Raw genomic sequence first — 12,596 nt, forward strand, 5'->3', positions numbered from 1 at the left:
AAGGCCTCATCTCCATGCGTGATTCGTGGGTCACGGTCATTCGTGGCGCGCGACGAGCCGCTTGCCCTCGGCCCTGAGGTTCGACACCACCTCGCCCACGCGCTGGGCCAGCGGCAGCCCCCGGGGCACCACGACGCCGACCGGCCCGCCCACGCGGCCGAACGACCAGGAGAGCACCGAGCCCTCGGCGTCCCACGCCGCGAGCCGCTCGCGGCCGTCCGACGGCATGGCGCCGACGATCTCGCGCCGCTCCAGGTCGAGCACCGCGATCCGGTCCGCCGACGCGAGGAGCATCGTCCTGCCGTCCGGCGCCACGGAGAGGTCCTCCCACTCCGCCCCGCTCACGCCCTCGAGCACCCGCTCCGCGAGGCCCGCGCGGCGGACCAGGACGACGCCGGTCGCGTCCGCGAACGCCACGTCGCCCGGCAGCGGGCCGTCGGCGATCGCGGTCGCCCGCGGGGTCGCGTACCCGAGCACCCGCACCTCCCCCCGCGCCTCGTCGACGCGCGCCACCGCGCCCGAGCTGAACGCGAGCCACAGCCCCGGGCCGACGTCGCCGCGCGCGGGGCTCGGGCGCGCCTCGTAGACGTAGCCGTCGGTCACCGCGATCGTGCGCGACGACAGGTCGCGGAGCGACGTCGCCACGAGGTTGCCGTCGAGCTCCTGCGTGAACAGCGTCCGGCAGGCGGCGTCGACGCCGAGCACGAGCGCGGGCGCCCTCGGCACCGCCTCGACGGTCGCCCCGGTCGCCGCGTCGAACAGCGTCCACACCCCCTCGTCCTTGCGGTACGCGAGCAGGCGGCCGTCGTCGCAGGCGCGCAGCAGGTGGCCCCGCTGCGCGCCCGTGCGGCGCCGCGACCCCTCGTCGTAGAGGCGCACCTCGCCGCCGATCTGGAAGGCCACCGCGCCCCCGCGCCGCAGCACCGCGACGGCCGAGGCGCCCGGCTCGCGGCCCTCCGCGCCGCCCGCCGGGCCCTGCCCCTCGAACCGGAGGAAGCGCTCCGCGGCGGGCGGGCCCGGGCTGAACAGGATGAGGTCGCGCGTGAGCACGCGGCGGTCCGGCAGCCGCCACCCGCCGACGAGCCCGTGCGGGCCGACGCCGCGCTCGGCGATGTCGGCCGCGTCGCCGCGCGCGCGCAGCGGCCGCGGCGCGCGCTGGCCCGGGGGCGACTCGCACGGCGAGCCCTCGGGCGGCCGGTCGCCCGGGGCGCGGCCGCCCTTCCGGAGGTAGTGCCAGACGCTGCCGCCGCTGCCGCAGACGCCCAGATCGAGCCCGCCCGCGTCCCAGCGCGCCGACGCGGGCGCCGGGTCGGTGTCGAGCTCGAGGAGCGGCGCCTCGGGCCGGTCGAAGGCGTAGATCGAGGTCCTGCTCTGCTGCACGAGCGCGATCGCGGGATCGCGCGGGCTGAAGCGCCCGAGGACGGCGGGCGCGCTCAGGGTGATCTCGGCGCCCGCGCCGCCCTCCGGCCCCCAGAGCAGCGCCCGGCGCCCGAGCACCGCCGCCACGCGGGCGCCGTCCGGCGAGACGCCGAGCACGTTGCCGCGGAACGGGTGGCGGTCGACCGCGTCGGCGCCGCCGCCGCGCCGCAGGTCCCAGCGCGCGATCCCGCCGTCGGTCGAGCAGGCGAGGACGGGCGCCGCCTCGGCCGCGTGCACGGCGCTGCTGCACCGCACCGGCGCGATCGCGGCGAGCGCGACCGTGCCGCCCTCCTGCAGCCGGAAGACGCGGACCTCGCCCGTGACCGAGCGCGTCGCCACCGCCGTGTCGAACGCGAACGGCACGCGCTCGACATGCGGCGCGTCGTGCGGCCTGAGCGCGATCACGCGCGGCGTCTTGGCGCGGTCGACGCTCTCCGGGTCGACGTCGAGCGCGACGTCGTCGATGACGTCCGGGTCGGGCGGGCGCAGGTCGGCGACGAGCAGGGCGCCGCCGGGGCCGCCGGCGACGACCCAGCGGTCGTCCCACGGCAGCGCCGGGCCCACCACCGGGTCGACCGTCAGGAAGTGCGCGCGCGGCAGGCCCATGGCCGCGGTCGCGAGGTCGAGCGGCAGCGCCGCGTCGTCCGCGCGCCGGGAGAGCGCCGCGGCGATCCACGCGGCGCGGTGGTACGGGTCCTCGGTGCGGCGCGCCTTGCCGATGAGCTCGGCGAGGTCGGCGCGCTCCTCGGCCGCGCGGCGCGCCGCCTCGGCGCTCGCCTGGCGCGCCGAGGCCCACCGCTCCGCCGCGAACGCCGCCGCGGCGGCGAGCCCGATCGCCGCGGCCGCGCCGAGCTTCTTGGCGCGCTGGCGGCGGGCGCGCCGGAGGCTCTCGCGCACGAGGGCCTGCTCGCGCCGCGGCAGCCGCGAGGCGAGGGCGGCGCCCGCGCTCACCTGGTCGAGCAGGTCGCGCCGCAGCAGGAAATCGGGGTTCTCGCCGGAGCGGTCCCACACCTCGGCGGCCTCGCGGAGCCGCTCGAGCAGGATGAGCCGGTCCATGTGCAGCGCGCGGGTGGACGCGAGGTGCGGCCAGCCGGCGACGAGCGCCTCGTGGGCGAGCTCCACCCGGAGGGCGCGCCGGATGAGCAGGCGCGCGCGCTCCAGGGCGCCGAGGACCCGGTCCATGTCGGCCGGCGGGGCGCCCACGGCCTCGACGAGCTCCGCCTCGACCCAGCGGACGCGCGAGCCGTCCACGGCGCCGAGGCGGAGCAGCGCCTCGTCGGCGATGGCGCGGTCCTCCGGGGTGAGGGCCAGGGTGGCGGCGTCGGCGTGCCGCGCGAGGGCGCCGCGCACGCCGCCGAGCGCTCGCCACGACTCGCCGGTGAGGGCGCCGCGCTCGTCGCGCGCGGCCGTCGTCCACCAGTCGGCGAGGGCGAGCGCCACGAACGACAGGGCGGCGCCGCCGCTCCGGAGCTCGCGCTGCACCTCGGCCTCGACCTGGGCGAGGCCGCGCACCTCGGCGCCGGCGAGCTTGGCGGGGCCGGCGACGAGGTCCTTCACGGCGGCGGCGGCGGGCAGCCCCACGTAGCGCAGCGCCGCCCGGAGGCCCTCGCCGGCCGGCGAGGCGAGGAGGGCGGCGGCGCGCTCGTCGGCCTCGTCGAGCACGCCGATGAGCCGGAGCCCGCGCCGCGCCTCGCCGGTCGCGAGCGCGCCGACGAGGGCGGCGAGCCGCCCGTCGCCGAGGGGCGCGATCGGGTCGACGACGAGCGCGACCCCGACGGCGGACGCCATGCAGAACCGGGTGAGCGCGGCGAGGTCGGCGGTCTCGAGCTCGGGCGAGACGGCGGCGAGCGCGCGGGCGAGGGCGCCGTCCGGGTCGCCGTCGGGGCTGACGCGCGCCTCGATCCAGTCGTCCTTGTGGTCGGCGTGGCGGCGGGCGAGGTGGGGCACGAGGCCGGCGGACGCGAGCGACGACTTGCCGGAGCCGCGGGGCCCCTGGAGGACGAGGCACGGCTCGAACTCGAGCTCGCGCCCGAGGCGCGCGATGTCGTCGTCGCGCCCGAACAGGAGCCCCTCGTCGGTGGCCGAGAGGGGGGCGAGCCCCTTGTACGGCCGGTCCGGGACGCCGTGGGGGCGCTCCCAGACCTCGTCGAGCAGCTGCTTCAGCCGCCCCGGCGCGACGCGCCGGTGCGCGGGGTCCACCGAGAGCAGGCGCTGGAGGAGCGCGAGCAGGCCGCGCGGCAGGCGCGCAGGGTCGGCCGCGAGGTCGCGCATGGCGCCGCGCAGGGTCGCGGCGCGGAGCTCGGTCCACCAGGCGGAGACGCTCGCCGCGTCGGAGCAATCGGCCGGCTCGTCGGGCACGGCGTGCGGGAGGCGCCCGGTCGTGAGCTGCGCGATGCAGACGGCGAGGGCGTAGGCGTCGGTGGCGGCGGAGGGCTCGGCCATCTCGAGCACCTCGGGGGCCATGAAGCCGGGCGTGCCGATGACGTTGCGCGCGGCGGCGGGGCTGTCCGCGCCGACGAAGGCGCGGCGGGTGGAGGCGTAGACGTCGCGCTCGGCGAGGAAGGCGGCGGTGCCGAGATCGCCGCTGGCGCCGTCGCTGCCGGGGGCGCCGCCGCTGCCGCCGTCGCTTCCGGGGGCGCGGCCGCTGCCGGCGGCGCGGCCGCTGCCGCCGCCGACGCTGACGGCCGGGGGCGCGCCGGGGGCGCGCGAGAGGGGGCCGCCGGGCGAGGGGCCTGCGCGCCGCGAGATGCCGAAGTCGAGCACCTTGAGGGCGCCGTCCTGGGTGAGGAACAGGTTGGCGGGCTTGAGGTCGAGGTGGACGACGCCGCGCGCGTGGATGACGTCGAGCGCGCCGGCGACGTCGCGGGCCCAGGCGACGACGCGGCGCCAGGGGATGCGGCGGCGGAAGCGGATGAGGTCGGCGAGGTTCCTGCCCTCGAGGAGCTCCATCGAGACGAACGGGGTCCTCGGGGCGCCGTGGAGGATGCCGGCGGCGTAGATCGTGACGAGCGAGGGGTGCCGGAACGAGGCGAGGAGCTTGGCCTCGTCGGCCCAGTCCGCGGCGTCGGCGAAGTCGGAGACGAGGAGCTTGAGGGCGACCTCGCGGAACGGGGCGCCGTCGGGCAGGAGCTCCTCGGCGCGCCACACGTCGCCGAAGCCGCCGCGGCCGAGGCGGACGCGGAGCCGGTAGCGGCGGTCGAGCACGTCGCCGGGGACGTGCGCGAGCCCGCCCGGGGGCAGCGGCACGACGCCCGGGTCGCGGGAGGAGCTGCCCTCGTCGACGAGCGTGCGGTCCATCGCCGGACGACGGTATCAAAAGCGGCGGGAGAGGTGGACGGTCCCGCTCCCTGCGCCCCGGCGCCCCCGCGGCGGCTCGCCCGGCTGCGCGTGGACATCTCCGGCCCGCCACGCGACACTGTCGCACATGGGCGTGGCGGCACCGCGACGGAAGCTCTCGCCGGAGGAGTACCTCGAGCTCGAGCGCGCATCGGAGGTGAGGCACGAGTACGCCGCCGGCGAGATCTTCGCGATGTCCGGCGGCACCTTCGAGCACAGCGCGGTCGCCGCGAACATCGGCCGGCTGCTCGGCAATGCGCTGGGCGAGGGCGGGTGCATCGCGCTGAGCTCCGACATGCGCATCAAGATCCCGTCCGCGGATCGGTACGTCTACCCGGACGGCTCGGTCGTCGGCGGCCGCCCCGAGTTCGAGGACGAGCGGCGCGACACGCTCCTGAATCCGGTCCTCGTGCTCGAGGTGCTCTCCGATTCGAGCGAGGCGTACGACCGCGGCGACAAGTTCGCGCATTACCAGACCGTGGCGTCGATCCGGGAGGTCGTCCTGGCGTCGCAGAAGGCGCCGCGCATCGAGGTCTTCGCGCGCCAGGCCGACGGGAGCTGGGTGCTGCGGGTCTATGGCCCCGGCGATCGCGCTGCGCTCTCGTCGGTGGGGTGCGACATCGGGGTGGACGAGGCGTACCGGGGCGTGTTCGAGGCCGCCGGCGTGGCCCGCTGAGGCCGCCCCGCGCGCGACGGGCCTCGCGAGCGCGCGCCGGTCCCGGCGCGCCTCCGCTGGTGGTAGAACGACCCGGTGACATCGGATCGTTCAGGCCGTCATTCACCGGCCGGGGCGGCGCCCGCGGGCGATCGCCCCGCGGCCTTGGGCCCGCGCTCTCCCGCGGCGCGGGAGCTCGTGGTCTTCGCCGGCGACGCCGTCGTGGTCCACCCGCTGCCGCCGGGCGGCTCGGTCTCGATCGGCCGGTCCTCCGAGAACGGCGTCTGCATCAACCACGCCTCCGTCTCGCGCCGGCACGCCGTCCTGCACCTCGATCCCCCGCTCCGGATCGAGGATCTCGGCGGCACCAACCCGATCTCCGTGCGCGCCGCGCGCGCGGACCAGGCGCGCCTGCCCATCGAGACGGGGAAGACGGAGGACATGCGGCAGGTCTCCGGGCAGACCATCGAGATCGCGCCGGGCGACTGCATCACCCTGGGCTCCGCCCTGATCGTCGTCCGCCTGGCCGAGGCGGCCGTGAGCGCGCCTCCGGCGGGCCCCGGCCGCCCCGCCGCGCCGCCGGACGGCGGTGACCTCGTCCTCCGGGACCCGGCGATGCGCGCGCTCTACGAGCAGGCCTACCTCGCCGCCCCGGGCCTCATCAGCGTCCTCTTGCTGGGCGAGACCGGCACCGGCAAGGAGGTGCTGGCCCGGGCCATCCACCGCCGCTCTTCGCCTGCCCGCGCGCGGGGGCCCTTCCTCGGGCTCAACTGCGCGGCCCTGTCGGAGACGCTGCTGGAGAGCGAGCTCTTCGGGCACGAGAAGGGCGCCTTCACCGGGGCGCTGCAGGCGAAGCCGGGCCTGTTCGAGGCGGCCGACGGGGGCACGGTGTTCCTCGACGAGGTGGGCGAGCTGCCCAAGGCCACGCAGGTCAAGCTGCTGCGCGTGCTCGAGGAGCGCCAGGTGCTCCGCGTCGGCGGCCGGGTCCCGCGCAGCATCGATGTTCGCTTTCTGTCGGCCACCCACCGCGATCTGGAGGCCGAGGTCGCGCGGGGGGCGTTCCGGGAGGACCTGTACTTCCGGCTCAACGGGGTCACGCTCACGATCCCGCCGCTGCGCGAGCGCGCCCTGGACATCGCGCCTCTGGTTCAGCTCTTCGCGATCAAGGCGAGCCGGTCGTTCGAGCGACCGCGCGTCCCCGCCGTCTCGGCCGAGGCCCTCTCGCTCCTGGAGCGCTATGCATGGCCCGGCAACATCCGGGAGCTGCGCAACGTGATCGAGCGCGCCGTCATGCTCTGCGCCGGCGACACGCTGCTGCCGGAGCACCTGCCGGCCAAGATGAGGGCCGGGGGTGCGCCGGCAGCCCCGCGGGGCGCCGCGGCGTCGAGCGGCCCTCCGGAGCCGGCGGCTCCGCGCGGCGCCGAGGCGAGCGCGCCGCCCCTGCGCCAGGGGGAGCCGAGCGAGAAACAGCGCATCATCGAGGCGCTGGAGAAGTGCGTGGGGAACCAGACCTACGCCGCGGAGCTGCTCGGCATCTCGCGGCGCACGCTGGTCTCGCGGATCAAGGAATACGGCCTCCCGAGGCCACGGAAGCCGAGAGAGAAGCCCTAGAGCGACAAGCGGGTTGAAACCGCTCGACAGAGCAGAACGTCGAACCGCGAAGGCGCCAAGATCTTGTTCTCTTCTTGGCGTTCTTGGCGGTTCATCTCTCGGTCGATCGACGTGATCGATGCCTAGTACTACAGCCGCGGTTAGGGAGCCCGGGCGCGGGCGCGCGGCCGGTTGCGGCGGCGCCGGTAGCAACAGGCGCGAGCCTGGGCGCGCTTTCGGCGCCGCCACCTCGACCATGCCCAGCGGAACTCGGGCGAATGGGCGGGCAGCGGAAGCACCAGCTCCATCAGGCGGCGGACTTCGGGAATGCTCCAGGGCGCCAGCGTCGACGGACCGTCGCTTTCTGCGGGCGCCGTGGGCTTTTTTTCCCCGACGTGTCAAGCGCCGTCTTCTGCATGCGCTCGACGTTCTTCCCCAGCCTCGGGCGCGCCGTTTTGGGCACGAGCTCGGGGTTCATGGCCGGGGCATACGGGAAGGCGCCCTCCGCGGGAAGCTTCGCGCGCACGGAAGCCAACCACGCCAGGGCCATCATCCCGAGCGTGATGTACCGATGCCAGCTTGGCCACGAGCGGACCTCGTAGTGGTCGAGGCCGACGTCATCCTTCGCTTCCTCGAAGCACTGCTCGATCGTGTAGCGCGTGGAAGCCACGTGCGCGAGCGTTGCCAACGGCGTGGCGGCTCCGGCGTTGGACAGGTAGTAGGCCACTTCCGACGGCTTCGAGACAGAGCGGCGGGCCAGGAGCCAGAGCTCGTCGGCGGGCAAGCGCCGACGGCTGTCGACGACGCGCGCGCGGGCCCAGTCGTACTCGATGGGCCCCTTCTCGCCTTGATGGACGGCAAGGCGATGCCATTGCTTCGGCGACCACTGCGCCGCCACCTTGGCCACGGTGGAGGCGTGCGGCGCGCCCGGTGCAAGACGAGTGCGCGTGCGGCGCGGGCCACGAGGGTGTTCGCGCTCGGTAGGGGGCTCCGCGACCGCGGGTCGCCGGGGCCATACCGGCGTGCTCGAGATGACGGCGAGAACATACCGATGGCCCTGCGCGGCGATGCCGTCGCGAAGCACGGGATCGTCTCCGTAGACTTCATCGCCGGTGACCCACGCCATCGGTACACCACGCTGCCAGGCGCCATGGAGCATCTGCATCGCCAGCTGCGGCTTGGTCCGGAACGCGACATCCTCCGGAACGTGAGCGTCCTGCCTCCGCTCCGGATCGCTGCACCACGATTCTGGCAAGTAAAGACGACGATCAAGGATCACATGCCCACGTGGGCTGGTGTAGCTGAGGAACACACCGATCTGGCAGTTCTCGATCTTGCCTGCCGTCCCGCTGTATTGCCGCGCCACGCCGACGGACTTGGTGCCTTTCTTGAGGAAGCCCGTTTCGTCCAGTACACCGATGCCCTGCGGGTCGCCGAACTGCTCGATCGTGAAGTCCATCAGCAGATCGCGTGCCGCATCCGCGCTCCAGTCCGCACTGTACAGCAGCCGCTGCACGCGATCGGGCGTCGGATCTCCGATGGCCTCGGCCAGCTGCCAACCGTTCCGCCTTGCCGCCGGCCCCATCAGCGAGCGCACGTACTTGATCGCCTGCTCGCGCGGCTCGCTGCGCGCGAACAGCGTCGCGAATCGCGCGTGAAATGCCTCGAAATCTGCTGCCAGCGCGTCCCACGCGGCCGCTGCTGGCAGCTCGCTTGCCCGCGGATCCATGGGCCGATCCTGGATCCAACCCGAGCGATGTCGAGGTGCGGCTGTAGTACTAGGGCACCGAACGGGTTGAAACGCCGAGAGATTGAACCACAGAGGCACAGAGGGCACGGAGGGAAGAGAAATAATAATTTATATTTCTTCTCTTCCCTCTGTGTCCTCTGCGTCTCTGTGGTTCGAACCTCTTCATTTTCGGGCGTTTCAAGCTGATCGCTGCTCTAGAGCTCGTCGCGGAAGCCGAGCCCGAACCGGTCGATGCGCCGCTTGATCATCACCCGGGTGATCCCGAGCTGCCGCGCCGCCTCGGACAGGTTGCCGCGCGCCGCCTTGAGCGCCTCCTCGATGAGCTGCCGCTCCGTCACGTCGAGCGCCGCGAACCGCTCGGCGAGGGACGCGCCCTCGCGCGGCGCCGGCGCCGCCCTGGGCCCCTTCCGGATCCGCGAGCTCAGGTTGTAGAGGTCCACGATCGGGAGCTCGGCGTCGATGGCCGCGCGCTCCATCTCGTTGCGGAGCTCCCGGACGTTGCCGGGCCAGCCGTAGGCCTTCAGGGCCTCGAGGGCGGCCGGCGTGAACTCCAGCTCTCGCTTGCCCATGCTCGACGCCGCCGCCCTGAGCAGCGCCCCCGCCAAGAGCTCGATGTCCTCGCCGCGCTCGCGCAGCGGGGGCACCGAGAGCTCCACCACGTTGAGCCGGTAATACAGGTCCTCGCGAAACCGCTTGTTCGCGATCTCCTCGGCGAGGTCCTTGTGCGTGGCCGACACCACCCGCACGCTGACGTGCACCGCCTTCTCGGCCCCGAGCGGCTGGATCTCCCCCTCCTGGAGCGCGCGGAGGACCTTGGCCTGCGCCGCGAGGTCGAGGTCGCCGATCTCGTCGAGGAACAGCGTCCCGCCGTCGGCCAGCACGAACTTGCCGCGCTTCTTCCCGGCGGCGCCCGTGAACGCGCCCTTCTCGTAGCCGAAGAGCTCGCTCTCGACCATCGACTCCGGGATGGCGGCGCAGTTCAGCGTCACGAACGGGCCCGCCGCGCGCGGGGACACGCTGTGGAGCGTGCGCGCGACGAGCTCCTTCCCGGTCCCGCTCTCGCCCTGGATGAGCACGTTGGCCGAGGAAGCGCCGTATTTCTGGATCTGCGCCTTGAGCCGCCGCATCGGCTCGCTCGCGCCGATCAGCTCGCCGGCCGGGCCGCCCGGCCCGAGCGCCTCGGCGAGCGCCTCCATCCGCCGGTAGCGCTGCGCGCTCTCGAGCGCCGCCGCCGAGAGGTGCCCGATCGCCGTCAGGAAATCGAGATCCTGCGGCGTGAAGGGCGACGTCGGCTGCCGCGCGTCGACGTAGAGGAAGCCGAGGAGGAGCGAGCCCGCCTGCAGCGGGACCGCCATCGCCATCAGGATCCCCTCCCGCACGAGGGTCTTCGGGGCGCCGCGATCCCCGCTGTTGTGGACGATGACGCCCTCGCGCCGGACCGTGACCGCCTCGAGCAGCGTGCGGCTCACGGCGATGTCGTCGGCCCCCGGGCCGCCCCCGCGCGTCCGCGCGAGGCGGCGGAAGCCGCGCGCGCCCGGCTCCGCGAGGCCGACCAGGGCGCGCTCGCAGCCGAGCACGTCGAGGAGGGACTGCAGCATCCTGCCGAGCAGCTCGTCGCGATCCGCGAGGTCGAAGGCGGCGCGGCTCAGCTCGTAGACGAGCTGGAGGCGGCGGCCCGTGTCGTCGCGCACGGGCGCGAAGGCCGCCGTGGCCTGCTGGTGGACGAGCTCCGGCTCCTCGTCGTCGCGGAACGCGAGCAGGATGTTGCCGACCTGGATGCGGTCGCCGGCCTTGAGCGCGTGGGTCGTGATCCGGACGGTGTTGACCAGCGTGCCGTGCGTCGACCCGAGATCCTCGACGAGCCACCCCTGCTCCGACCGGGTGAACCGGGCGTGGAAGCGCGAGACCTGGTGGTCGTCGAGCACGACGTCGTTCTGCTCGCTCCGGCCGAGGCGGAGGCCGTCCCGCAGCGGGACCGAGTACGACACCTGGCCGGGTTCGCGGACGACGAGGTAGGGCATGGGCGCGGGGGAAGAGCCGCGGCATTGTCGCCCACGATCGTGGAGCGGCGCAACGATCGGGGACGAGGCGCGATCGCGCTCACCATCGGCCAGCCCGAGCCGCGGGCCTCCCCGCAGCTCGGCGCCCGGCGACGGGCGGCCTCGACCGGCGCGCCGGCGCTGCTCGATCGCCGCGGCGCGGACGCGGCGCGGGGCAGCGCCGAGGAGGCTAGTAGTTGTAGCAGCGCCCGGCGATGCCGGTGCCCACGTGATCGCAGTAGTAGCAGCCCGGCTGGCCGCCATACCCCGTGCGGGTGTCGCAGATCTTCGTGCACGTGCCGTTGTAGCAGTCGTACCCGGCCCCGCAGGTCTCCCCGGAGCAGGCCCCGCCCGGAGGGGTCGAGCCCGGGACACCGCAGCTCGCGAAGCTGCCGGCGGTGTACTGGCACGCTTCGCCCTCGGCGCAGCCCGTCTGGGTCAAGAGATCGCAGGTCCCCTCCGGCGCCGGCCCCTCGAAGCCGATGTCGCTGTCCGGGAGGCCGAGGCTCAGGCAGTTGACGCCGAACGTCGCGCTGCTCACGCGGCAGAACTTCACGCAGGTGCCTTGATCCGGGTTCGCCTGATCCACCTTGAGGCACTGGGCGCCCGCGACGCACTGGTCCGAGGTGCACGGAGAGCCCACCGGCAGCGATCCCGGCGACGCGCAGAACGTGCGGCCGCTCGAGTCGGCGAGGAGGCAGGTCTGCCCCGACGGACAGTAGTTGTAGTAATAGGAGGAGACCAGGTTGCACTCCCCCCGATCCTCGTTCGGGGCGACATCGAAGCTGATGCCGACCGAGCCGTCGCCGAGGGTGATGGCGCCCTGCCCCGTCGTGAACGTGAACGAGATGTCGGTCATCGCCGACGCGCTGATCTCGAACGCCTGCGGGTTCGGCGAGAGCAGGGCCGCAGAGACGGGGGACTCCGTGCCGTCCGGCTCGCTCCGCGCGAGCTCCCAGCCGTCGGCCAGGCGGACCGTGTAGGGCCCCTGGAACAGCGTCGCCGTCAGCGTCTCCGCGCCCGGCTCGCTCTCGGAGTCGAGGGTGGCGGCGTGGGCGCCGTTCGTCGAGTGGATGGTGAACACGGCGCCATGGAGGCGGAACTCGCCTCCCGCCGACGTCACGAGCGGCAGGCTGACCATCCCGACCGCCTGCTCGTCGTGCGAGCTCACGGGCGACGCGCATCCGATCGTCGTCATCGCTCCCGCGGAGAAGAGGAGCGCCAATCCGAGAGGAAACCACGTGAACTTCATCCGATCATCCATCCTTCTGCCTGCCCGGCGCGGGGAGCGCGGCCCGGCGTCGACGTCGATCGCGCCGAACGAGGTGGCGAGATCACCGTCGCCGTCAGGCCTGCGTGTGGCGGTCGCTGACTGCGATGGCGCGGAGCGCCGCAGCTGCGGACGCGCTCGAGAGCGTCGCGCATCGGCGTCCGGCCATCCTCGTCCCATCATGGCAACGACCATGCCGGCGCGGACGCGCGGGAGATCCTGCGCCGAGCCGCCGGCGTGACCCGGGGGCGCCGCCGGCGTGCGCCGTGCGCTCGCCGGTCTTCGCGCGAGATGGCGCGCGCCGGAGCCCGCTGCCGCGCCGGGACTGGCGCCGCGCGGGGAGGCGCCCGGCGTGCCGGGCGGTGGATCGGACGATCGATCCGATCGATCGAACGATCACCTCCGCCGGGCCGCGCCTGCAGCGCCGCCGGAGGCGCGCACGGATACCGGCGTCGGCGACACGCGCGGACCTCTCGAGGTGGCATGTCGCGGCGCGCTGGCGTGCGGATTGCTGACGCTACCTGCTGACGGTCATTC

The 12,596-nt window shown here is 74.3% G+C and carries 6 protein-coding genes; 2 read left to right on the forward strand and 4 right to left on the reverse strand.

All coding sequences use genetic code 11. The features are described 5' to 3' along the window. Window positions 1-36: 36 nt before the first annotated feature. Window positions 37-4,716: an nSTAND1 domain-containing NTPase gene (locus WME83_RS32065; RefSeq protein WP_437313511.1), complete on the reverse strand. Its 4,680-nt coding sequence runs from the start codon at window positions 4,714-4,716 to the stop codon at window positions 37-39. 127 nt (window positions 4,717-4,843) lie between these two features. On the opposite strand from WME83_RS32065, the gene WME83_RS32070 reads away from it, so the two are divergent. Further along, window positions 4,844-5,431 (forward strand): Uma2 family endonuclease, encoded by a 588-nt coding sequence (locus WME83_RS32070; protein ID WP_437313512.1) that lies wholly within the window; start codon window positions 4,844-4,846, stop codon window positions 5,429-5,431. A 144-nt stretch (window positions 5,432-5,575) separates the two neighbouring features. After that, window positions 5,576-7,021, forward strand: a complete 1,446-nt coding sequence (locus tag WME83_RS32075) for a sigma 54-interacting transcriptional regulator (RefSeq protein WP_437313513.1) — start codon at window positions 5,576-5,578, stop codon at window positions 7,019-7,021. A 286-nt stretch (window positions 7,022-7,307) separates the two neighbouring features. On the opposite strand, the gene WME83_RS32080 is transcribed toward WME83_RS32075, so the two are convergent. The 3 genes from WME83_RS32080 to WME83_RS32090 all read right to left on the reverse strand — a co-directional run bounded on the left by WME83_RS32080 (window position 7,308) and on the right by WME83_RS32090 (window position 12,041). Then, complete coding sequence (locus WME83_RS32080; protein WP_437313514.1) at window positions 7,308-8,729, reverse strand: IS701 family transposase; 1,422 nt, start codon at window positions 8,727-8,729, stop codon at window positions 7,308-7,310. 215 nt (window positions 8,730-8,944) lie between these two features. Further along, window positions 8,945-10,771 carry a sigma 54-interacting transcriptional regulator gene (locus WME83_RS32085; protein WP_437313515.1) on the reverse strand — a complete coding sequence of 609 codons (1,827 nt, stop codon included), beginning with the start codon at window positions 10,769-10,771 and terminating at the stop codon, window positions 8,945-8,947. 208 nt (window positions 10,772-10,979) lie between these two features. Next, window positions 10,980-12,041 (reverse strand): hypothetical protein, encoded by a 1,062-nt coding sequence (locus WME83_RS32090; RefSeq protein ID WP_437313516.1) that lies wholly within the window; start codon window positions 12,039-12,041, stop codon window positions 10,980-10,982. Window positions 12,042-12,596: the final 555 nt, after the last annotated feature.

This window comes from Sorangium sp. So ce385, assembly GCF_051474135.1.
In the GTDB taxonomy this organism is placed as follows: Bacteria; Myxococcota_A; Polyangia; order Polyangiales; family Polyangiaceae; genus Sorangium; species Sorangium cellulosum_D.